This is a genomic window from Pseudoduganella buxea (assembly GCF_009720835.1).
Classification (GTDB): domain Bacteria; phylum Pseudomonadota; class Gammaproteobacteria; order Burkholderiales; family Burkholderiaceae_D; genus Rugamonas; species Rugamonas buxea.
On record NZ_WNKZ01000003.1, the window covers coordinates 12,404 to 35,072 of the forward strand.

Sequence of the window (22,669 nt, forward strand, 5' to 3'; positions counted from 1 at the left end):
TTAGTGGGGTCGACCCGGCGGGTCCGGCCCCGGCCCTCCCATGCGCCTTTCAGTCCTCATTCCCCTTGCCGCCACGCTACTGGCCGCTGCCCCGGTATTTTCCGCCACCCCCATCACCCTCGACCAGGCCATGGCCAATCCCGACTGGATCGGCACGCCCGTCGAATCGGCCTGGTGGAGCTGGGACGGCAAGACCGCCTACTACAAGCACAAGCGCATCGGTTCGCCGCTGCGCGACATTTATGCCGCCGGCCCGGTGCCGCGCAAGGTGGCCGATTCGGCGCTGGCCAGCCTCGATGCGCCGGCTCCCGTGTTCAACCGCGAGCGCACCCGCGCCGTCATGCTGCGTAACGGCGACCTGTTCGAACGGGACCTGAAGACGGGCGCGCTGACGCAGATTACCCGCAACACCACGGCGGCGGCCGACCCGCAGTATTCCAGCGACGGTGCCAGTGTGCAGTTCCGCATCGGCCACGACTGGTTCAGCTGGAACCGCGCCGAGCGCCTGGTGGCGCCCGTGGCCCTGCCGCGCGCGATGAAGGACCCGGCCGCCGATGCGGACGAGGACTACCTGCGTGCCCTGCAGCTGCGCCTGATCTCGACCTTGAAGCGCCAGAAGGACGACCGCGACGCCGGCCGCGCCCGCACCGAGGTCGAACGCCGTGCCGACGCCACCCGCGCGCCGGCGCCGTTCTACCTGGGCGAGAAGGTCGTCATCGACGCCAGCGCGCTGTCGCCGGACGGCCGCTGGCTGCTGCTGGCGACGTCGCCGAAGCAGGCCGACAACGGCCGCGTGGGCAAGCTGCCCCGCTACGTGACGGAATCGGGCTACGAGGAATTCGACGACCAGCGCCCGCGCGTGGGCCGCAACCTGCCTCTGGCGCAGACCCTGAAGCTGGCGGACCTGCGCACCGGCAAGCTGCGCGACCTGCCGCTGGATGCCCTGCCCGGCATCGCCACCGATCCGCTGGCGGCGATGCGCTCGGCCCGCAAGCTCGAACCGGTCAAGGGCAACCGCGCCGCGCGCCTGGACGACGACGAGGGCAACGGCATCGCCTGGAGCCGCGACGGCAGCGGCCTGGCCGTGATGATCCGCGCCGTGGACAACAAGGACCGCTGGCTTGCCACCGTCGACCTGGCCGCAGGCACGCTGCAGCCGCGCCACCGCGCCACCGACCAGGCCTGGATCAACAACAGCTACAACGAATTCGGCTGGCTGCCCGACAGCCGTACCCTGTGGTTCCTGTCCGAGGAATCGGGCTACTCGCACCTGTACACGCTGGGTGCCGACGGCCGCCAGCGCGCGCTCACGAGCGGCAACTGGGAAGCCACCCAGGTCACGTGGAACGGCGACGGCTCGGCCGCCTGGGTCATGTGCAACCGCAAGACGCCGGGCGAATACGAAGTGTGCGCCGTGACGAAGGACGGCGCCGTGCGTGAAGTAACGCAGCTCGATGGCGGCGTGGAGGAGTTCACGCCTTCGCCGGACGGGCGCAAGCTGCTGGTGCGCCATTCGGCTCCGTACGTGCCGCCGCAGTTGGCCATCGTTCCGGCCGCCGGTGGCGCGGCCGTCAAGCTGACCGATACGCGCAGCGCCGAGTTCAAGGCCCGTGAATGGATCATGCCGCGCTTCGTGGCGGTGCCGTCCACCCACGGCGCCCAGCCCGTGTGGGCCAAGCTGTATCGCCCCGCCACCCTGGAGCCGGGCAGGAAGTATCCGGTGGTGATGTTCGTCCACGGCGCCGGCTACCTGCAAAACGTCAGCCACCGCTACTCGAACTACTTCCGCGAGCAGATGTTCCACAACCTGCTGGTCGAGAAGGGCTACATCGTGCTGGACATGGACTACCGCGCGTCGAAAGGCTATGGCCGCGACTGGCGCACGGCGATCTATCGCCGGATGGGCCACCCGGAGCTGGAGGACTACGTCGACGGCGCCAAATGGCTGGCGGCGCAGCACCAGGGCGATATCGACAAGGTCGGCATCTACGGCGGCAGCTATGGCGGCTTCATGACCTTCATGGCGCTGATGCGCGAGCCCGAGCTGTTCAAGGCCGGCGCCGCGCTGCGCCCCGTGACGGACTGGACTTCGTACAACCACGGCTACACGGCCAATATCCTGAACACGCCGGACCTCGATCCGGAAGCGTACAAGCTGTCCTCGCCGATCGAGTATGCCGACCGCCTGAAGGGCCACCTGCTGATCGCCCACGGCATGGTCGACGACAATGTGTTCTACCAGGACTCCGTGCGGATGGCGCAGCGCCTGATCGAACTGAAGAAGGACCACTGGGAGCTGGCCAGCTATCCGCTGGAACGGCACGCCTATACGCAGCCGGAAAGCTGGTACGACCAGTACCGGCGCATCTACCAGCTGTTCGAGCGGACCTTGAAGTAAGGTCTCAGCGCACGCTGCTGGGCAGCACCTGGTGATCGTCGGTCTGGTACAGCGAGCGCCACGTGGCCAGCAGCGCCGGCGAAGGCGTCACCAGCTTGCGGGCGGTCAGGTCGAGCCAGCCGCCCACGCTGTCGATGCGGGCGGCCAGCTTGCCATCGCCCCGGAAGATCTCGCTGCGCAGCTGCCAGCGGCTGCCGTCCTCGGACAACCCGGCCAGCGCCAGGGTGACGGTGATCTGCTCCAGCAGCGCCACTTCCCTGTAGTAGGACAGCTCGTCCTTCATCACGACGGGACCGATGTGCAGGCGCCGGAACTCGCTCATCGGATAGCCGTTTTCGGCGAGGAAGAGCATGCGCACGTCGGCCGCCTTGCCGAGAAAGGCGGTGTTGGCCATGTGGCTGTTGAAGTCCATGTCGGCCCAGCCGGCCATCATCCTGCGTTCGAACATGTCTGCTCCCCGGTCGGTGGCCGCCCCGGCGGCCGGTTGTGCGTCATTGCCTGCCGATGATACCGCGCCGACCCGATTCACGCCCGCAGGCGCCATCCGGCACGGCCGGCCAACCGATTCCCGCACCACCGTCCGGCACCCGCATATGCTGCGCGCACGCCACACCGGCCCAGCCGGGACAGGCCGCAAGGTTTCCCATACATGAAAGTTCGCGTATATTCGACATATTCGCGTCCATATAGTCAGCCAGCCATGTCCAGCCTGCCGCAACATCTCGACCTGCACCTGATCCGCATCCTTTACCTGCTGCTGGTGGAGAAGAACGTGTCGCGTGTGGCGCTGAAATTGAACCAGCCGCAGCCTTCGATTTCGGCCTCGCTGCGCAAGCTGCGCGAGCTGACGGGCGACCCGCTGCTGGTGCGCGGCGCGCGCGGCATGGTGCCGACGCAGCACGGCGAAAGCCTGCTGAAACCGGCCAAGCGCATCCTGGACGAGACGGAGAACCTGTTCGTCCGCAAGACGCCGTTCGTGCCGCAGGAGGAAGCGCGCACCTTCCACCTTGCCGCGCCCGATTACCTGGACAGCCAGTTCCTGCCGAACGTGGTGGCGCTGCTGCGACGCGGCTCCCCCAACAGCCGCGTCGTGATCCATAACCTCAGCCCCGGCATCGACTATGTGCGCATGCTGTCGGACGGCGAGATGGACCTCGTCATCGCCAACTGGGACGAGCCGCCGCAGCACCTGCACATCTCCAAGCTGTTCGAGGACCCCATCATCTGCGCCATGCACGCGGCCTGTCCTTACGCCCGCCGCACGGAAAGCGACGCGATGACCCTGCACGATTACCTGACCCTGCCCCATGTGGCGCCGTCCCAGATCGTGCCGGGCTATGGCGGCGTGATCGACTCCTTCCTGGAGCGCCAGAACCTGCGCCGCAACGTCGCCGTCGAATCGGCATACTTCGGCCTGATTCCCTACATGCTGACGCAGACGGACCTGGTGCTGACGACGGGCCGCCAGTTCCTGCGCTTCTACGAACGCACCCTGCCACTGAAGACCTTCACCGTGCCCGTCAAGTTCCCGCCGATGCGCTTCTATCAGCTGTGGCACGAGCGCGTACACCAGGCCCCGGAGCACAAGTGGCTGCGCGACCAGGTATCGACGGCGGCCAAGGCGCTGGCGCCGAAGTAGTCAGCGCCACGGGCGGGCACGTGGCGCCGGCTTGGCTGTCGTCCTCGGCGCCTGCCTGCGCTTGCGCCAGTTGTGCGGGTCGGCCAGCTCGCAGGCGCCATGGCAGCACGCGTTGCCGAGCAGGTCGGCCATGAAGCTGAAAACGTGGCGCTTGCCGCAGGACGGCATGTCGCAGCAGCCCGGATCGCAGTCGCCGCGCTGGCGCCGCAGGGCCGGGGACAGCATGCGGCGCGGCAGCGCTGCCGCGGCGGTGCGGCGATGCTGTTCGCCACAGGCCGCCATTCGCCGCCGCAGCAGGCCGATGCCCACTTTAGTTCCATGGCGAGCGATGACCCGGTAGCCGTAGGCCGAGCAGCTTTCGCCGCCAGTGGCGACGCGCCATGCGCAGCTGAAGCCCTTGTAGGGTGACAGGTAACGGCGATACATGCGGATGGCGGCCAGCAGCAGGGTTTTCATCGGTTCTCCGGGGGCGAGCCGGCATGATACCGCCCTGTGTCGCGGCCGCGCCAGACCTATCCCTCGCCGAGCACGAGGTGGGTGCCGGCCAGCAGCAGCACCACGAACAGGCAGCGCCGGAACAGCGCGGGCTGCAGGCGCTTGCGCAGCCGCTGCCCCACCAGCATGCCGGCCAGCGCCGGCAGCTGGGCCAGGAACGAGGCCCCGGCGGCGGCAGGCTGCCAGGCGTCGTGCGCGGCCAGCATGATGGCCAGCGCCATCGTCGACATGGCGAACGACAGGCCCATCGCCTGCACCAGCTCATCGCGCTCCATCTTCAATGCCTGCAGGTAGGGCACGGCCGGCAGCACGAACACGCCGGTGGCCGCCGTCAGCACGCCGGTACCGGCGCCGACCAGCGGCGCCATCCACGGCTCGTGCCGGGCCGGCACGGTCCAGCGCCACGACGACAGGCCGACCAGCGCATACAGCACCAGGGCCAGGCCCAGCACGGTGCCGCCACCATCGAGGCGCATCAACAGCGCGCCGCCGACCAGCGTGCCGAGAAAGATCCCGGCCATCATGCCGCGCAGGCGCAGCCACAGCGGATACAGGGGCCGGCCCGACAGCAGCTGCCAGCCATTGGTCGACAACGAAGGCACGACCAGCAAGGCAGCCGCTTCCATCGGCGGCATCACGAACGCGAGCAGCGCCATCGCGACCGTCGGCAAGCCCATGCCGGTAATGCCTTTTACCATGCCCGCCAGGGCAAACACGACACCGACATAGATGATGTGGGTAACGAAATGAGGTTCCATGGACGCAGTGTGCCAGCCGCACCGTCCTGGGAAAATGTGGAATATACTTGCCCAGCCTTCGGCTGCTCCGAAGGCTGTCCGCATTCATTCCAAGGTATTCATGCGCTTCGACCTGACCGACCTGAAACTGTTCCAGCGCGTGGCGGAAAGCGGCAGCATCACGGCCGGCGCCGCCCACGCGCACCTGGCCCTGGCTTCAGCCAGCGCCCGCATTCGCGGCATGGAGGACACGCTGGGCGTGCCGCTGCTGGTGCGGGGTCGGCGCGGCGTGGAGCCCACCGCCGCCGGGCGCACCTTGTTGCATCACGCCCGCCTGATCACGCAGCAGATGGAGCGCATGCGCGCCGACCTGGGCGAATACGCCAGCGGCCTGAAAGGCCATGTGCGGGTGCTGTCGAACACGTCGGCGCTGACGGAATTCCTGCCCGACGTGCTGGCCGCCTTCATGGCGGCCCACCCGCACGTGAATGTGGACCTGGAAGAGCGGCTCAGCACGGACATCGTGCAGGCCATGCGCGACCGGCTGGCCGATATCGGCATCGTCACGGACGCCGTCGACAGCAGCGGGCTGGAAACGCGGCTGTTCAAGGAAGACCGGCTGGTGCTGGCCGTGGGGCTGGCGCACCCGCTGGCGAAAGGCGTGCGGCGGAGCGGCGCCCTGCCGTTTTCCGCCTGCGTCGAATACGACTTCATCGGCCTGGCCGGCGACAGCGCGCTGCAGCAGTACATCGGCGAGCAGGGCTTGCGGCTGGGCCACCGGCTGCGCTACCGCGTGCGCCTGCGCAGCTTCGACGCCATCTGCCGCATGGTCGCCAGCGGCAACGGTCTGGCCGTGCTGCCTGAATCGGCCGCCGTGCGCTCGCGCGACGCGGCCAACCTGAAAGTGGTGCGGCTTACCGACCCGTGGGCCCGGCGCCGGCTGCTGCTGTGCATGCAGAGCTACGCCAAGCTGCCCGGCTATGCACGGGAGCTGGCCGATGCGCTGGCGGCGCCGCAACCGTAGGCTTGCGGCCGTATTCTTGCCGCGGAAAGTTGCCGAAAAAATGGGGTCTGTCCCCATTTTCAAGGCAACTACACCGTGCCGGCCCGCTCCAGCATGGCATGCAGCAGCACGTTGCAGCCCGCCTCCAGATGTTCGGACTTGGCGTCCTCGATCTCGTTGTGGCTGATGCCGTCCTTGCAGGGCACGAAGATCATGCCCGAGGGCGCCAGGCGGGCGGCGTAGATGGCGTCGTGGCCGGCGCCGGAGACGACGTCCATGGCCGGGTAGCCCAGCTTCGCGGTGGCATTGCGCACGGCGCCCACCACGTCCGGATGGAAGGGGCACGGCGGGTAGTACGACACCCGTTCCAGCTCGATGGCCAAGCCGGTCTCCCGCGCCGTCTTCTCGACGAATGCCGTCATCTCCTCATGCATCGTATTCAGCAGTTCGCCCGTGACATTGCGCAGGTCGATGGAGAACTTCACCTGGCCGGGAATGACGTTGCGGCTGTTGGGGAATACCTGCATCATGCCGACCGTGCCGCGCCCGTACGGTGGATAGCGGTTGGCGATGGCCACCACCTCCGGAATGATGCGGGCCGCCACCTGCATCGCGTCCTTCCGCAGATGCATCGGCGTCGGGCCGGCGTGCGCTTCCATGCCGGATACCGTGCAGTCGTACCACGACAGGCCCATCACGGCCGGCACCACGCCGATCACCTTGTCCGCGTCCTCCAGCACGGGGCCCTGTTCGATATGGGTCTCGAAGTAGGCACCGATGGGATGCTCCCCTGGCACCTGGTCGCCCTTGTAGCCGATGCGTTCCAGTTCCTCGCCGACGGTCTTGCCTTCCGTGTCGCGCGCCGCATACGCGTGTTCCAGCGTGAAGGCGCCGCAGAACACGCCCGAACCCATCATCACCGGCACGAAGCGCGAGCCTTCCTCGTTGGTCCAGAAGGCCACTTCGATCGGCGCGCGCGTGCGGATGCCGTGATCGTTCAAGGTGCGCACCACCTCCAGCCCGGCCAGCACGCCGTAGTTGCCGTCGAACTTGCCGCCGGTGGGCTGGGTGTCGATATGGCTGCCCGTCATCACGGGCGGCAGCGTATTGTCGGTACCGTCGCGACGCATGAAGACATTGCCGATCTGGTCGACCGTCACGCTCATGCCGGCGTCGCGGCCCCAGCCCACTACCAGGTCGCGGCCCTGGCGGTCCAGGTCCGTCAGGGCCAGGCGCTTGACGCCGCCCTTGGCCGTCGCCCCGATCCGGGCCAGTTCCATCAGCGCCGCCCACAGCCGCTCTCTGTCCACGCGCAAGCCGGCCAGCGCGTCCTCCTTCAAGTCATTGCGCATTTCGTTCATGTCTGCTCCTGGGTGTACGCCTGGTTATAAGGTTCAAGCCTGCGCCGTGACGGGCACAAAGGCGGGACGGTCGATATGGCGGCCCGCGCCCTCCTGGGCCATCAGCTCGCCCCGGTGGAATACCAGCTTGCCGGCGGCGATCGTCGAACTGGGAATGCCCTTGACGGTGCGCCCTTCGAAGACGTTGAAGCCGCCCTTGGCATGCTGCGTCGCCTGCGAAATGGTGCGCGTGCCTTCCGGGTCCCACACCACGACGTCGGCATCCGAGCCGGCGGCGATCAGGCCCTTCCTCGGATAGATATTGAAGATCTGCGCCGCGTTGGCGGACGTGACGCGGACGAACTCGGAAGGCGTCAGGATGCCGCCGTTGACGCCTGCGTCCCACACGACGGCCATGCGGTCCTCGACGCCGCCGCAGCCGTTCGGGATCTTCGTGAAGTCGTCGCGGCCGGCCGCCTTCTGTTCGGCGCAGAAGGTGCAGTGGTCCGTCGCCGTCGTGTGCAGGTTGCCGCCCCGCAGGCCCTGCCACAGCGCGCGCTGGTGCTCCTTGCCGCGAAACGGTGGGCTCATCACATGGCCGGCGGCGAAATCGAAATCGGAATTCTGGTAGACGCTGTCGTCGATGACGAGGTGGCCCGCCAGCGCTTCGCCGTAGACGCGCTGGCCCGTGGCGCGGGCCCGCGTGATCGCATCGAGCGACTCCTTGCACGAGACGTGGACAATGTACAGCGGCGTATTGAGCACGCTGGCAATGGCGATGGCGCGGTTGGCCGCCTCCGCCTCCACGGCCGGTGGCCGCGACAGCGGATGCGACGACGGCCCCGTCAGTCCTTGCTTCAGCAGGTCCTGCTGCAGCTGGTAGACCAGCTCGCCGTTCTCGGCGTGCACGGTGGGGATGGCGCCCAGTTCCAGCGAACGGCGGAAACTCTTCACCAAGGTTTCGTCGTCGGCCATGATGGCGTTCTTGTAGGCCATGAAGTGCTTGAAGCTGTTGACGCCGTGCTTCTGCACGAGCTCCCCCATCTCCTCGCGCACCCTGTCCGACCACCACGTGATGGCCACATGGAAGGTGTAGTCGCCGGCGGCCTTGGCGGCCCAGCCGCGCCACTGGTGGTAGGCCTCCAGCAACGACTGCTGCGGGTTCGGAATGACGAAGTCCATGATGGTCGTGGTGCCGCCGGCCAGCCCGGCCGCCGTGCCGGTAAAGAAGTCGTCGGCCGTCACGGTGCCCATGAAGGGCAGGTTCATGTGCGTGTGCGGATCGATCCCGCCGGGCATCACGTACTGGCCGCTGGCGTCGATCACCTGGGCCGACGCGGGCGCGTCGAGGTTCTCGCCGACGGCGACGATCTTGTCGCCGTCGCACAGTACATCAGCCTTGAAGGCGCGGTCCGCGTTGACGACGGTACCGCCGCGAATAATCAGTGTCATGGCGTCTCCTTCTCGTTCAGGAATGCAGGGTGCGTGCCGGCGGCGCCAGCACCGGCGCCGTCTTGCCGCGCATCAGGGCGCCGTAGACGACGGCCGAGATGGCGATGCCGACGAACCAGGCGTAGGTATAAATGGTCTTGAAGATGTCCGCCGTCGTGGGGAAGGCGGCCGGGAAGGCGGCATGCAGGAAGCCGGGGATGTTCGGCAGCACGCCCAGCACGAAGGCGACGATGGCGGCCATGTTCCAGCCGCTGCCGTACGAGTAGATGCCGTCGTCGCGGTACAGCTGCGCCACGTCCAGCTCCGTCCTGCGCACGAAATAGTAGTCGACGATCAGCACGCCCGCGATGGGGCCCAGCAGCGCCGAGTAGCCGATCAGCCACGTGAAGATATAGCCCTCCGTGGTTTCCAGCAGCTTCCACGGCATCATCGCCAGCGCGATGGCGGCCGTGATGTAGCCGCCCGTGCGGTACGAGATCTTCTTCGGCGCCAGCGCGGAAAAGTCGTATGCGGGGCCGACCAGGTTGGCGGCCAGGTTGACGCTGACGGTATCGACCAGCAGCACGATCAGCGCCACCAGCACGGCCACGCCCGTCATGCGGCTGGCCAGGTCGACCGGGTCCCACAGCGCCTTGCCGTACAGGACGACGGTGGCGGACGTGACGATGACGGCCAGTGCGGCCAGCAATCCCATCGGCACCGGCAGGCCGACGGACTGGCCCACCAGCTGGTCGCGCTGCGATTTGGCGAAGCGGGTGAAGTCGGGGATGTTCAGCGCCAAGGTGGCCCAGAAGCCCACCATAGCAGTCAACGACGGCCAGAACGTCGACCAGAACTGGCCGGCCTTCTTGCCCCCTTCGACGAATTCGGAAGGCTTGTCCAGCAGCGGGCCGAAACCGCCCGCCTTGTCGTACACCCACCACAGCAGCACGAAGCAGATCAGGATCTTCAGCGGCGCCGTATAGGTCTCGAGCTTGCGGATCGATTCCATGCCGTGCACGATGTAGTAGAACTGGATGGCCCAGAAGGCCAGGAAGCACAGCAGCTGCGCCAGGTTGATGCCCAGCCCCGGCAGCTTGTCGCCGCCGATCGGGCTGCCCATCAGCACGCCCAGCAGGGTGTAGATCATCTGGCCGCCGAACCAGGTCTGGATGCCATACCAGCCGCAGGCCACGACGGCGCGCATCAGCGCCGGCAGCTTGGCGCCGGCCGTCCCGAACGAGGCCCGCGCCAGCACGGCATACGGAATGCCGTACTTGGTGCCGGCGTGGCCGATGGCGAGCATCGGCAGCAGCACGATGGCATTGGCCAGGAACACCGTCAGCACGGCCTGGTAGGCGGACATGCCGCCTTCGATCAGGCTGGCCGACAAGGTGTAGGCCGGAATGCACATCACCATGCCGACCCACAGCGCGGCAAAGTGATACCAGCGCCACGTGCGTTGGGCGGCGCTGGTGGGCGCCAGATCTTCGTTCCACAGGTCGCTGCTGTTCTTGTTAAGGTCTTGGTTCACTGCGGCTCTCCGTCGGTTGAAAGGCTTGGATCACGACAACTGCAACGACAACTGCAAAGACCGGGGACAGTCCTGAAGAACAGCCCCCTGCTGGCGGATTCACGCCGCCGTCGGCACCTTCTCCGCGCGCGGATTGCGCGGATCCTGGGTCCAGTTCATATAGGGCTTGCCGGTCTGCTGCGGCACCATCGTGATGCAGTTCTGGACCGGGCAGGTGATTTCGCACAGGTTGCAGCCGACGCATTCGTGGTCGATGACCTGGTAGCTGCGTGCCGCGCTGATCGGGTCGACCAGCTTGGCAATGGCCTGGTGCGACGTGTCCTCGCAGGCGACGAAGCATTTGCCGCAGCCGATGCAGGCATCCTGGTCGATCCGGGCAATGACCTTGTAGTTCATGTCCAGGTATTTCCAGTCCGTCGTGTTCGGCACGGCCTTGCCGGAAAAGTCCGCCAAGGTCTGGTAGCCCTTCGACTCCATCCACCGGGCCAGGCCGTCCTTCATTTCCTCGACGATGCGGAAACCATGCAGCATGGCCGCCGTGCACACCTGCACGCAGCCGGCGCCCAGCGCGATGAATTCGGCCGCGTCGCGCCAGTTGTTGATGCCGCCGATGCCGGAGATGGGCAGGCCGCGGGTCTGCTCGTCGCGCGCGATCTCGGCCACCATGTTCAGCGCGATGGGCTTGACGGCCGTGCCGCAGTAGCCGCCGTGCGTGCTGGCCTGGCCCACCGTGGGCAGCGCCACCATCCGGTCCAGGTCGATCGACGTGATCGAGTTGATGGTGTTGATCAGCGAGACGGCATCGGCGCCGCCGGCCTTCGCGGCCCGCGCCGGCTGGCGGATGTCGGTGATGTTCGGCGTGAGCTTGACGATCACGGGCAGGCGGCTGTGCTTCTTGCACCAGCTGGTGACGAGCTGCACGTACTCCGGCACCTGGCCGACGGCCGCGCCCATGCCCCGCTCCGGCATGCCGTGCGGGCAGCCGAAATTAAGCTCGATGCCGTCCGCGCCGGTGGCCTCCACCTTCGGCAGGATGTCGGCCCAGTAGTGCTCCTCGCAGGGCAGCATCAGCGACACGACGATGGCACGGTCCGGCCACGCTTCCTTGACGGCCGTGATCTCGCGCAGGTTGATGTCGAGCGAACGGTCGGTGATCAGTTCGATGTTGTTGAAGCCCAGGACTTCGCGGTTCTTGCCGTAGATGGCCGAGTAGCGCGAGGACACGTTGACGGCCGGCGGGTCTTCGCCCAGCGTCTTCCACACGACGCCGCCCCACCCCGCCTCGAAGGCGCGGATGACGTTATAGGCCTTGTCGGTCGGCGGCGCGGAGGCCAGCCAGAACGGGTTGGGTGACTTGATGCCGCAAAAATCGATGCTGAGGTCCGCTTTCATCACACACCTTCCTTCTTCGCCTGCATATCGGAATGAATCGCCAGCGCCGCCAGCTTGCCGTGCTGGACGGCCTGCACCGTCAGGTCCTGCCCCGGTGCCACGCAGTCGCCGCCCGCGTAGATGCCCGGCAGCGCCGTGCGGAAGCGGTCATCCACGTGGATCTTGTCGCCGTCGCGCTTCAGGAGCGTGGCCAGCGGATCGGACAGCGACGCTTCGGCCAGGCCCTGGCCGATGGCCTTGAACACGGCGTCGGCGGCGATCTCGAAGGTTTCCCCCGTGCCCGTCAGGCGGCCGGCGTCGTTCATCGCGGTCTTCTCGAAGCGCATGCCGCGCACGCGGCCGAAGCCGTCCAGCAGCACTTCGCGCGGCTGCGCCCACGTCACCATCCGCACCAGGTTGGCCTTGGCGATGTCCTGCTCGTGGTGGGTGGCGCCCATCGCGTCGAAGCCGCGCCGGTAGACCAGGGTGACTTCCTCGGCGCCCAGGCGGCCGATCTGCACGGCCATGTCGATGGCCGTATTGCCGGCGCCGATGACGATGGCGCGGCGCGGCACGGGCAGCGCGGCCAGGTCGCTGGCCTGGCGCAGCGCGGCGATGTAGTCGACGGCGGCCAGCAGGCCCGGTGCATCCTCGCCGGTGAGGCCCAGCTGGCGGCTCGCGCCCAGGCCCAGGCCCAGGAAGACGGCGTCGTAGTTCGCGTGCAGGTCCTTCAAGTGCAGGTTCTCGCCCAGCTTCTGGCCGCAGCGGATTTCGATGCCGCCGATCCCCAGCAGGAATTCCACTTCGCGCTGGGCGAACTGGTTGGTCAGCTTGTACTTGGCGATGCCGTATTCGTTCAGGCCGCCCGGCTTGGCCTGGGCTTCGAACACGACGACGTCGTTGCCCAGCATGGCCAGCCGGTGCGCGCACGACAGGCCGGCAGGGCCCGCGCCCACCACGGCAACGGTCTTGCCGGTGCTCGGGGCGCGCTGGAACGGGTGGTCGACGAAGGACATATTGTCGGTGGCGTAGCGCTGCAGCAGCGCGATCTTGACAGGCTGGCCTTCGGCGTCGTGGTTGCGCACGCAGGCGTCCTCGCACAGGATCTCGGTGGGACACACCCGCGCGCAGCTGCCGCCGAAGATGTTCTGCTTCAGGATGCCGGCGGCGGCGCCGTCGATATTGCGGTCATGGATATTGCGGATGAAGCTGGCCACGTCGATCTCGGACGGGCAGATGCGCGTGCACGGTGCGTCGTAGCAGTACAGGCAGCGCGCGCTTTCGATGGCGGCCTGGCGCGCGTTCAGGGGCGGTGCCAGGTCGGTAAAGTGGCTGGCCAGTTCGCCATTGGTGGCGGTGGGTTGGGGGATATAGTGTAGTGAGTCGAGCATGGTGTGGTTCCTGGCTGGTCCTGAATAAGACATCACTGTGCTGGGTAAAACCGGGGACAGTCCGGGAGGGACAGTCCCCCCGACATCTGGCGTCAACTACTTCATCTGAGGGAATGCAAATTCCGCGCCAGCGGAGGCCGTATTCGGCCAGCGCTGCATCACGGCCTTGTGGCGCGTGTAGAAGCGCACGCCCTCGGGGCCGTAGGCGTGGTGGTCGCCGAACAGGCTGCGCTTCCAGCCGCCGAAGCTGTTGAAGGCCATCGGCACCGGCAGCGGCACGTTCACACCCACCATGCCGACCTGGATCTGCCGCACGAACTCGCGCGCCACGCCGCCGTCGCGCGTGAACACGGCCACGCCGTTGCCGTACTCGTTGCGGTTGATCAGCTCCACCGCGCTGCCCACGTCCGGCAGGCGCACCACGCACAGCACGGGGCCGAAGATCTCCTCCTTGTAGATCGTCATGTCGGGCGTGACGTGATCGAACAGGGTGCCACCGACGAAGAAGCCGTTGGGCCGGTCCGCCACCTTGTGATTGCGCCCGTCGACCACCAGCGTGGCACCCTGCTCGACGCCTTCGCCGATCAGCTTTTCGATGCGCAGCTTGGCGGCCTGCGTGACGACCGGCCCCATTTCGGCATCGTGTGCCATGCCGTCGCCAATTTTCAGTGCGGCCGTGCGCCGTTGCAGTGCGCCGATCAGTTTGTCGCCTGCGTCGCCCACCGCCGCCACGACGGAGATCGCCATGCAGCGCTCGCCGGCCGAACCGAACGCGGCACCCATCAGGGCATCCACCGTCATCTCCATGTCGGCGTCGGGCATCACCACGGCGTGGTTCTTGGCGCCGCCTAGTGCCTGCACGCGCTTGCCGTTGGCGCTGCCCTTGGCGTAGATGTATTCGGCGATCGGCGTGGAGCCGACGAAGCTGATTGCCTCGACCAGCGGATGCTCCAGCAGTGCGTCGACGGTAACCTTGTCGCCCTGGATCACATTGAACACGCCGTCCGGCAGGCCGGCCTGTTTCAGCAGTTCGGCATGCAGCAGCGACGGCGACGGATCGCGTTCGGAAGGCTTCAGGATGAAGGTGTTCCCGCATGCCAGCGCAACGGGGAACATCCACATCGGCACCATCACTGGGAAGTTGAACGGCGTGATGCCGGCGACGACGCCAAGCGGCTGGCGCATCGACCACGCGTCGATGCCGCGCGCGATCTGGTCGGTGAATTCGCCCTTCAGCAGGTGCGGAATGCCGATGGCGAACTCCACCACCTCAATGCCGCGCGCCACCTCGCCGCGGGCGTCGGCAAAGGTCTTGCCGTGCTCCCGCGTCAGCATCGCCGCGAAGTCGTCGGTATGCTGCTGGCACAGCTGCAGGTACTTCGACAGGATGCGGGCGCGCGCCAGCGGCGGCGTGTCGGCCCAGGCCGGGAAGGCGGCATGCGCGGCCTGCACGGCCGCATCCACTTCCTCGGCCGTGCCCAGCGCGACGCGCGCCACGGGCTCGCCCATTGCCGGGTTGAAGACGTCGGCATAGCGGCCGCTGCGCGTATCGACCTTGCTGCCGCCGATATGGTGGGTAATGGTGTCCAGGTCCGTCATGATGTTCCTATCGTTCGATTGGGGCCAACAGAATCAAGCCAACAACGATTCCGCCGGCACGTAGGGGTAGCCCAGCGCATGCGCCACCGCTTCATAGGTGACGTTGCCCTGGCAGACATTGAGTCCGTTCTTCAGGTGCGGGTTGGCGGCCAGCGCCTTGGCCCAGCCCCTGTCCGCCAGCGCCAGCGCGTGGCCGATGGTGGCGTTGTTCAGTGCGAAGGTGGACGTGCGCGCCACCGCGCCCGGCATGTTGGCGACGCAGTAGTGCACCACGCCGTCGATGACGAAGGTGGGCGCCTCGTGCGTGGTGGCGTGCGAAGTCTCGAAGCAGCCGCCCTGGTCGATGGCGACGTCGACGACGACGGCGCCCTGCTTCATCTTCGCCACCATGGCGCGCGTGACGAGCTTGGGTGCGGCGGCGCCCGGCACCAGCACGCCGCCGATGACGAGGTCCGCGTCGAGCACCGCTTCCTCGATGGTGTGGGCGTTCGAGTACATGGTCTGCACGCGGTTGCCGAATACGAGGTCGAGCTGGCGCAGCCGGTCGACGTTCTTGTCCAGCACCGTCACGCGGGCGCCCATGCCGACGGCCATCTGCAGCGCATTGGTGCCGACCACGCCGGCGCCGATGATGGCCACGTGGCCCGGCGCCACGCCAGGCACGCCGCCCAGCAGCAGGCCCATGCCGCCCTTGGATTTCTCCAGGTGGGCCGCGCCGGCCTGGATCGACATGCGCCCCGCCACTTCGCTCATGGGCGCCAGCAGCGGCAGGCCGCCGCCCGGTCCCGTGATGGTTTCATAGGCGATGCAGACGGCGCCAGATGCCACCAGCGCGCGGGTCTGTTCCGGGTCCGGCGCCAGGTGCAGGTAGGTATACAGGATCTGGCCGGGACGCAGCATCGCGCATTCCTGCGGCTGCGGCTCCTTGACCTTGACGATCATGTCGGCGCGGCCGAAGATTTCCTCGGCCGAGTCGACGATGGTGGCGCCGGCGGCGCCGTACAGTTCATCGGCCAGGCCGATCGCGGCGCCGGCGTTGTGCTGCACCAGGACCTGGTGGCCCCGCAGTGTCAGTTCCTTCACGCTGGCCGGGGTAAGGCCGACGCGGGATTCCTGGTTCTTGATTTCCTTGGGTACGCCTACTAGCATTTTCGTCTCCTTTTATCCTGCGCCGGGTGCCGGGCCGCAAGCGCCGATTGTGTCGGTGCCCCGTCCCTGCCCTGGCCGCGTAGGTGGGTGCGTCGTTGGTCGAGTCCTCAGTCGAGCTCTTTCAAAATTCTTGCCAGCTTGCCGAACAGTTCGTCGATATGCTGTTTCTCGAACACCAGCGGCGGCGACAAGGCGATGATGTCGCCCGTCACGCGGATCAGCACCCCGTCCGCGAAGGCCTTCTTGAACGCCGCGTAGGCACGCGCGCCCGGCTTGCCCGCGATGGGCGCCAGCTCGATGCCGGCGATCAGGCCGATGCAGCGCAGGTCGATCACATGCGGCAGGCCCTTGAGCGAATACACGGCATCGACCCAGTAGTCCTGCAGGCCCTTTGCGTGGCCCAGGATGTCCTGTTCCTGGAACACTTCCAGCGTGGCCAGGGCTGCGGCGCAGGCCAGCGGGTGGCCGGAATACGTATAGCCGTGGAACAGTTCGATGCCGGCCGGCGCGTCCATGAAGGCGTCGTGCACGAAGCTTTTCGAGAACACGGCGCCCATCGGCACGGTGCCGTTGGTCAGGCCCTTGGCGGTGGTCATCATGTCCGGCTCGACGTCGAAATAGTCGGCCGCGAACGGCGTCGTCATGCGCCCGAAGCCCGTGATGACTTCATCGAAGATCAGCAGGATGCCGTGCTTCGTGCACAGCTCGCGCAGACGCTTCAGGTAGCCCTTCGGCGGAATCAGCACGCCGGTGGAGCCGGCCACCGGCTCGACGATGACGGCGGCGATGGTGGAGGCGTCATGCAGCGCGACGATGCGTTCCAGCTCGTCCGCCAGGTGGGCGCCATATTCAGGCTCGCCCTTCGTGAAGGCGTTCTTTTCCAGGTTGTGCGTATGCGGCAGGTGGTCCACGCCCGGCAGCAAGGTGCCGTAGGGCTTGCGGTTGCCGGCGATGCCGCCGACGGATATGCCGCCGAAGCCGACGCCGTGATAGCCCCGTTCGCGGCCGATGAAGCGGGTGCGCGATGCCTCGCCGCGCGCCTTGTGGTACGCCAGCGCCATCTTCAGCGCCGTGTCGACGGCCTCGGAGCCGGAGTTGGTGTAGAAGACGTGACCGAAGCGGTGGTTGGTGTAGTCCATCAGCCGGTCGGCCAGTTCGAAGGCGGCCGGGTGGCCCATCTGGAAGGTGGGCGCGAAGTCGAGCTGGCCGACCATCTCGCGCACCGCCGCGACGATCTTCGGCTGCGTGTGGCCGCAGGGGACGCACCACAGGCCGGCCGTGCCGTCCAGGATCTGGTTGCCGTCGACATCCTTGTAGTGGACGCCCGCGGCCGACACCAGCAGGCGGGGATTGGCCTTGAAATCCCGGTTGTTCGTGAAAGGCATCCAGAAGGCTGCCAGCGATGCCGGGCGGGATTCGTTCATGCTTTTCTCCTTTTTTACGATCCGTAAAAAACTTTACCAGTTGGCAAAATGATGATGCAATAATAGTCACGCCGTTCACTATGGCACATATACACAATCGGAAAAACCATCCAACCGTACAGGTAGCCAAAACACTACAGTTTTGGAAAGCGCGTAAGCGGAGTCAACGATGACGATTCACGAGTTTGAGGCAGATCAAGGCGCCGACGATGCGGTGGGAATTCCTGCGTGGCCCTTGCTGGCGCTGGAGCGGGGCAAGAAAGGCAGCCTCGTCGACAAGATCGTCGCGGCGGTCACGGCCATGGTGGCGGCCAAGGCCCTGCGGGTGGGCACGCGCATGCCGTCCGTGCGGCAGTTCGCCAAGTGTAATGGCATCAGTACCTTTACAGTTGTCGAGGCCTACGACCGCCTCGTCACGTTGGGCTTGCTGTGCTCGCGGCGCGGGTCCGGCTACTTCGTGGCGCGCCAGGACCTGCCGCCGACCTTGCAGCCGGACGCCCTGCTGCCCTCGCCCTGCGCCGGCGGCCGGGGCGCCGTCGATGCGCTGACACCGGAGCTGTACACGGGCGTTTCCGAAGCGCTGCCGGCCGGCACGGGCTGGCTGCCGCCCGAGTGGTATGGCGAGGACACCATTCTCGACGCCGTGCGCCAGGCCATGCGCATTCCCGCCAACCGGCTGCGCGGCTACGGCCACCCGCTGGGCTTCGCCGGCCTGCGCCAGCAACTGTCGAGCAGCCTATCGGACGAGCTGTTCCCCGTCGAGCCGGACCAGGTGCTGCTGACGCACGGCGCCACCCACGCCTTCGACCTGATCCTGCGCACCCTGACGCGCCCGGGCGACACCGTTTTCGTCGAGGACCCGGGCTACAGCAACCTGCTGTCGCTGATCCGCCACCACGGCTGCAATGTCGTCGGCATTCCCCGCGACGACCGGGGCCTGGACCTGGACGCGCTGGCGGCCCAGGCCCGGCTGGTCCAGCCCAAGCTGATGTTCGTCAACACGGTGCTGCAAAATCCGCTCGGCACGTCGCTGTCGCCGGCCCAGGCGCACCGTTTGCTGGCGCTGGCCGAGCAGTTCGACTTCTGGCTTGTGGAAGACGATATCTACCGCGAGCTGGCCGCGCGCGGCGAGGCGTCGCTGGCGGCGCTGGACGGCCTGCGCCGCGTCATCCGCGTCGGCAGTTTTTCCAAGACCTTGTCGCCCGTGCTGCGGGTCGGCTCGATCTGCGCTTCCGCCTCGCTGCTGCCGGAACTGGTGCGGGTGAAGATGCTGACGGGGCTGACGACGTCGGAAGTGAACGAGCGCGCCGTCTATCACGCGCTGACGGCGCGCCCCTACCGGCGCATGGTGGAAAAGCTCGTGGCCCAGCTGGACGCGGGGCGCGAACGCAGCATCGAGGTCCTGCGCGAGGTGGGCATGGCCCCCGTGGCCCGGCCGCGCGGCGGCATGTTCGTCAGCGCCGGCTGGGATATCGCACCCACGCCCACCCGCAACGGCCGTGTCATCGCCGACCAGGCCTTGCGCGCCGGCGTGCTGCTGGCGCCGAACGAATTCTTCATGCTGCGGCCCAGCCCCACCATCTGGTTCCGCTTCAATGTGGCCTACACGGCCGAGCCCCTGCTGCGCGCGTTCTTGCGCGATGCACAGCGCGACGGCCTGCGCGCGGATGGGGGCCAGCATGGATAAGCGCAGCACGCGCGCCAACGGCGCCTCGCGCCGGGTGCAGAACCGCGACCGTCTGGAAGCCGACATCGTCGCCGAGGCCGTGCGCGTGTTCGCCGAATGCGGCTACGAAGGCACGTCGATCGCCACCGTGGCGGAAAACGCCGGCTTGTCGAAGCAGAACCTGATGTACTACTTTCCAACGAAGCAGGCCCTGTACCAGCGCGTGCTCGACGACGTGCTCGACGAGTGGCTGGAACGGATGACCCACCTGGCCGATGCCGGCATGGCACCGGGCGCCGTGCTGCGCGCGTATATCCAGGCGAAGCTGAAGTTCTCGCGCGAGCAGCCGTATGCGTCGCGCGTGTATGCGATGGAAGTCATCGGCGGGGCCAAGCTGTACGGGGAGCAGATCCGCGCGCGCGTGATTCCCGTGCTGCGGCGCGATATCGAAGTGTTCGAAGGGTGGATCGCGGCCGGCCATATCGCCCCCGTCAACGCGGCCCACCTGCTGTTCGCCATCTGGGCGATGACGCAGTCGTATGCCGATTTCGCGCCGCAGATGGCGCTGGTGCTGAACCGCCGGCTGGGCCGCAAGGATTTCGACGAGGCCGAGCAGACCGTCGTGCGGATGGTACTGTCCACCCTGGGAATCACCGAAACCGCCCCGCCAGTACCACCACCTTCACCACCGGACAAGGAGAGATGATGCCGTTTTTCGCCCCATTCACCTTGCAATGCGAGCGCGTACGCCTGCGCTTCCTGCGCGCAGGCGACGCGACTGCCCTGTTCCGCCTCTTTTCCGACCCGGAGGCGATGCGCTACTGGAGCTCGGCCGCGTGGACCGACCCGGCCCGCGCCGACGCGCTGCTGGACCGGTGCCTGGCCGGCTATGCGGACGGCAGCGTGCTGACCTTCGTCCTGGAAGTCGGCGGCGACCTGGCCGGCACCGTCACGCTGCGCAGCTTCGATGCCGCCAACCGCCGCTGCGAGATCGGCTACATGCTGGCGCGTCCGCATTGGGGCCAGGGCCTGATGCAGGAAGCCATGCCGGCCGTACTGGCGCATGCGTTCGACGAGCTGGACATGCACCGCATCGAGGCCGACGTCGATCCCCGCAACACGGCGTCGGGCCGGCTGCTGACGCGGCTGGGCTTCCGCCACGAAGGCTGCCTGCGCGAGCGCTGGTTCGTCAACGGCGAAGTGTGCGACAGCGATTACTACGGTCTGCTGCGGCGCGACTGGCAGGAACGCTGACACCCTGTTCCGCCGCCAGTCCGGTGTGAGACACCTGAATCGAGGCACCTAATCGAGGCACCTGGCGCGCGCGCGGTACGGCACCATTCATCCGCCGCCGCTGCAAATCAACCCGTCAAAACGGCGGTTCATCGGATGGCCGGTCCCACCCGCCGACGGCGGCGCTAAAGTGACGTCATTGTCACGTTACGGGAGCGATCCAGCATGAAAACCATCAATAAGACCTTTACCGAGACGGTACGCGAGGCGGCCAACGCCGTGCTGAGCGTGGGGCGCCATGCCGTGCGCCGCCTCGGCCGCATGTCGTGGCCGGCGCTGCTGGCCCTGTGCGTGATGCTGGCCCTGCTGCTGACCATCCTGCCGCTGGCGCTGACCCTGTTCGTCATCTTCCTGCTGGCCAAGCTCGTCATCGGCGCATTCGGCACGCCGCATGCACCACGGCGCCCCCTGCATGAGCCGCCACAGGACACCATGCACGGCGGGGCCCAATGAAAGTGGCGGCCGGCGGCACGGGCGCGATCGGCTTCCTGCGCGAACTGGGCGAGACGGCCAGCACGCTGTGGTGGCAGTTCTTCGACTGGCTGGCCCAGGTGCCGTTTCGCCAGCTGGTGGTGACGTGGGTGCTGGCCCTGCTGCTGGCCTGCACGCCCGTGCTGCTGCCGAAACAGGCCCTGGCCTTCGTGCTCATTTCCTGCGGCCTGAAGGTGCTGGCCGGCGGCAAGCGCAAGGCCGAGATCGAGGCGCGTGAAGCGTCCGCCCACGCCGGCCTGGAAAGCATGGAACGGCGCGTGCTGGAAGCGCAAATGGCGGCCCTGCAGGCGCAGGTGGAACCGCACTTCCTGTTCAATACCCTGGCCCTGATCGGCCAGCTGATCGAGACGGACCCGCCCCAGGCGGCCCGCATCCACGAACACCTGATCGACTACCTGCGCTCGACCCTGCCGCAGATGCGCGCGCGGGGCGGCGCCACCTTGGGCCGGCAGATCGCCCTGTCGCGCTCCTACCTGGCCATCATGCAGGCGCGCATGAAGGCGCGGCTGGCCGTGTCGATCGACGTGCCGTCCGGCCTGGAAAGCGCGTCCTTCCCGCCGATGATGCTGCAGATCCTGATCGAGAACGCCATCAAGCACGGCCTGGAGCCGAAGATCGAGGGCGGACGCATCGATATCCGCGCCCGCGCCGCCGGCACCGTGCTGGAGGTGGAAGTGCAGGACGACGGTGTCGGCTTCTCGCACCTGGCCGGCGACGGCGTCGGGCTGGCCAATATCCGCGAGCGCCTGAAGCTGATGTTCGGCAGTCGCGCCGAGCTGCTGATCGAAGCCCCGCCCGAAGGGGGCTGCCGCGCCTGCGTGCGCGTGCCGTTCGCCCCCGACATCTTCGCCAAGGACACGCCATGAATGCCGCTGCCGCCACGGCCCTGATCGCCGACGACGAGGAACCGATGCGCGACATGCTGCGCAAGCGCCTGCACGAGTGCTGGCCCGGGCTGCGCATCGTGGCGGAAGCGGCCAACGGGCAGGAAGCGGTGGAGCTGGCCGGGCGCCACCTGCCGGACATCGTCTTCCTCGACATCCGCATGCCCGGCCTGTCCGGCATCGAGGCGGCGCGCCTGCTGTTCAACCGCTGCCATATCGTCTTCGTCACGGCCTACGACCAGTACGCCATCGAGGCCTTCGAGCAGGGCGCGCTGGATTACCTGCTGAAACCGGTGGGCGGCGAACGCCTGAAGACGACGTGCGCGCGGCTGAAGGGACGCATCGGCCGCCAGCCCGACGATATCGAACGCCAGCTGGGCCGCCTGCTGGCCCTGGGCGGCGCACCCCGGCGCCGCAACTACCTGCACTGGATCCAGGCCCAGGTGGGCAACAGCCTGCGCATGATCAGCACGCGCGAAATCCTGTTCTTCCGCGCGGACGAGAAATATACGCGGGTACAGACGGCGCAGGGCGAAGTCCTGATCCGCAAGACCCTGAAGGAACTGGCCGACGAGCTCGATCCGGACGAGTTCTGGCGCATCCACCGCTCCACGCTCGTGCGGGTCGACGCCATCGCCCACGTGACGCGCGACCTGCGGGGCCGGCAGATGGTCAGGGTACGCAATTTCACGGAAGAGCTCGAAGTTAGCCGGGGTAATACCCACCTGTTCCAGCAGATGTAAGGGCGCCGATGCGCTGCCCGGCCGTTGTTTTTCCGCCTGCCTGACCCCGCTTGCTCCACGAATAGTGCTGGTCTATATTG

20 protein-coding genes are annotated in these 22,669 nt (G+C 67.3%); 9 read left to right on the top strand and 11 right to left on the bottom strand.

The window, feature by feature from the left end:
• The first annotated feature begins 40 nt into the window (after positions 1-40).
• Positions 41-2,398: a S9 family peptidase gene (locus GM672_RS01780; RefSeq protein WP_229417508.1), complete on the top strand. Its 2,358-nt coding sequence runs from the start codon at positions 41-43 to the stop codon at positions 2,396-2,398.
• Positions 2,399-2,402: 4 nt separating this feature from the next.
• Here GM672_RS01780 and GM672_RS01785 read toward each other — a convergent pair whose 3' ends face one another.
• Entirely contained in the window at positions 2,403-2,846 is a 444-nt protein-coding gene (locus GM672_RS01785) for a thioesterase family protein (protein WP_155468820.1), read from the bottom strand.
• 252 nt (positions 2,847-3,098) lie between these two features.
• Between GM672_RS01785 and GM672_RS01790 the strand changes: the two genes are divergently transcribed.
• Complete coding sequence (locus GM672_RS01790) at positions 3,099-4,037, top strand: LysR family transcriptional regulator (protein WP_155468821.1); 939 nt, start codon at positions 3,099-3,101, stop codon at positions 4,035-4,037.
• Here the strand turns inward: GM672_RS01790 and yidD are convergent, their stop codons facing one another.
• Positions 4,038-4,493, bottom strand: a complete 456-nt coding sequence (yidD, locus tag GM672_RS01795; RefSeq protein WP_155468822.1) for a membrane protein insertion efficiency factor YidD — start codon at positions 4,491-4,493, stop codon at positions 4,038-4,040.
• Between the two features lie 56 nt (positions 4,494-4,549).
• Positions 4,550-5,290 carry a sulfite exporter TauE/SafE family protein gene (locus GM672_RS01800; protein ID WP_155468823.1) on the bottom strand — a complete coding sequence of 247 codons (741 nt, stop codon included), beginning with the start codon at positions 5,288-5,290 and terminating at the stop codon, positions 4,550-4,552.
• Positions 5,291-5,390: 100 nt separating this feature from the next.
• Between GM672_RS01800 and GM672_RS01805 the strand changes: the two genes are divergently transcribed.
• On the top strand, positions 5,391-6,293 hold the full coding sequence (locus GM672_RS01805; RefSeq protein WP_155468824.1) for a LysR substrate-binding domain-containing protein: 903 nt from the start codon (positions 5,391-5,393) through the stop codon (positions 6,291-6,293).
• A 68-nt stretch (positions 6,294-6,361) separates the two neighbouring features.
• On the opposite strand, the gene GM672_RS01810 is transcribed toward GM672_RS01805, so the two are convergent.
• The 8 genes from GM672_RS01810 to aptA all read right to left on the bottom strand — a co-directional run bounded on the left by GM672_RS01810 (position 6,362) and on the right by aptA (position 17,511).
• Positions 6,362-7,633 (bottom strand): Zn-dependent hydrolase, encoded by a 1,272-nt coding sequence (locus GM672_RS01810; RefSeq protein ID WP_155468825.1) that lies wholly within the window; start codon positions 7,631-7,633, stop codon positions 6,362-6,364.
• A gap of 33 nt (positions 7,634-7,666) precedes the next feature.
• The gene (gene hydA, locus GM672_RS01815; RefSeq protein WP_155468826.1) at positions 7,667-9,064 is read right to left on the bottom strand and encodes a dihydropyrimidinase; all 1,398 of its coding nucleotides are present in this window, start codon (positions 9,062-9,064) and stop codon (positions 7,667-7,669) included.
• 16 nt (positions 9,065-9,080) lie between these two features.
• Complete coding sequence (locus tag GM672_RS01820) at positions 9,081-10,577, bottom strand: NCS1 family nucleobase:cation symporter-1 (protein WP_170299892.1); 1,497 nt, start codon at positions 10,575-10,577, stop codon at positions 9,081-9,083.
• Between the two features lie 99 nt (positions 10,578-10,676).
• Entirely contained in the window at positions 10,677-11,969 is a 1,293-nt protein-coding gene (gene preA / locus GM672_RS01825; RefSeq protein WP_155468827.1) for an NAD-dependent dihydropyrimidine dehydrogenase subunit PreA, read from the bottom strand.
• The gene (locus GM672_RS01830) at positions 11,969-13,339 is read right to left on the bottom strand and encodes an NAD(P)-dependent oxidoreductase (protein ID WP_155468828.1); all 1,371 of its coding nucleotides are present in this window, start codon (positions 13,337-13,339) and stop codon (positions 11,969-11,971) included. Before GM672_RS01830 ends, preA begins: the two co-directional genes overlap by 1 nt.
• Positions 13,340-13,435: 96 nt before the next feature.
• Positions 13,436-14,938, bottom strand: a complete 1,503-nt coding sequence (locus GM672_RS01835; RefSeq protein ID WP_155468829.1) for a CoA-acylating methylmalonate-semialdehyde dehydrogenase — start codon at positions 14,936-14,938, stop codon at positions 13,436-13,438.
• A 33-nt stretch (positions 14,939-14,971) separates the two neighbouring features.
• Positions 14,972-16,087, bottom strand: a complete 1,116-nt coding sequence (ald, locus tag GM672_RS01840; protein WP_155468830.1) for an alanine dehydrogenase — start codon at positions 16,085-16,087, stop codon at positions 14,972-14,974.
• A gap of 107 nt (positions 16,088-16,194) precedes the next feature.
• Entirely contained in the window at positions 16,195-17,511 is a 1,317-nt protein-coding gene (aptA, locus tag GM672_RS01845; RefSeq protein WP_155468831.1) for an omega-aminotransferase AptA, read from the bottom strand.
• 169 nt (positions 17,512-17,680) lie between these two features.
• On the opposite strand from aptA, the gene GM672_RS01850 reads away from it, so the two are divergent.
• The 6 genes from GM672_RS01850 (at position 17,681) to GM672_RS01875 (ending at position 22,589) form a co-directional block, all read left to right on the top strand.
• Complete coding sequence (locus GM672_RS01850; protein ID WP_155468832.1) at positions 17,681-19,198, top strand: aminotransferase-like domain-containing protein; 1,518 nt, start codon at positions 17,681-17,683, stop codon at positions 19,196-19,198.
• Positions 19,191-19,883 (top strand): TetR/AcrR family transcriptional regulator, encoded by a 693-nt coding sequence (locus GM672_RS01855; RefSeq protein ID WP_155468833.1) that lies wholly within the window; start codon positions 19,191-19,193, stop codon positions 19,881-19,883. Before GM672_RS01850 ends, GM672_RS01855 begins: the two co-directional genes overlap by 8 nt.
• Positions 19,883-20,431, top strand: coding sequence for a GNAT family N-acetyltransferase (locus tag GM672_RS01860; protein WP_155468834.1), 549 nt, complete (start codon positions 19,883-19,885; stop codon positions 20,429-20,431). Before GM672_RS01855 ends, GM672_RS01860 begins: the two co-directional genes overlap by 1 nt.
• A gap of 204 nt (positions 20,432-20,635) precedes the next feature.
• The gene (locus GM672_RS01865) at positions 20,636-20,923 is read left to right on the top strand and encodes a hypothetical protein (protein ID WP_155468835.1); all 288 of its coding nucleotides are present in this window, start codon (positions 20,636-20,638) and stop codon (positions 20,921-20,923) included.
• Complete coding sequence (locus tag GM672_RS01870; protein ID WP_155468836.1) at positions 20,920-21,828, top strand: sensor histidine kinase; 909 nt, start codon at positions 20,920-20,922, stop codon at positions 21,826-21,828. The genes GM672_RS01865 and GM672_RS01870 overlap by 4 nt, the downstream gene beginning before the upstream one ends.
• Positions 21,825-22,589, top strand: a complete 765-nt coding sequence (locus GM672_RS01875) for a LytR/AlgR family response regulator transcription factor (protein ID WP_155468837.1) — start codon at positions 21,825-21,827, stop codon at positions 22,587-22,589. Before GM672_RS01870 ends, GM672_RS01875 begins: the two co-directional genes overlap by 4 nt.
• The last annotated feature ends 80 nt before the right edge of the window (positions 22,590-22,669 follow it).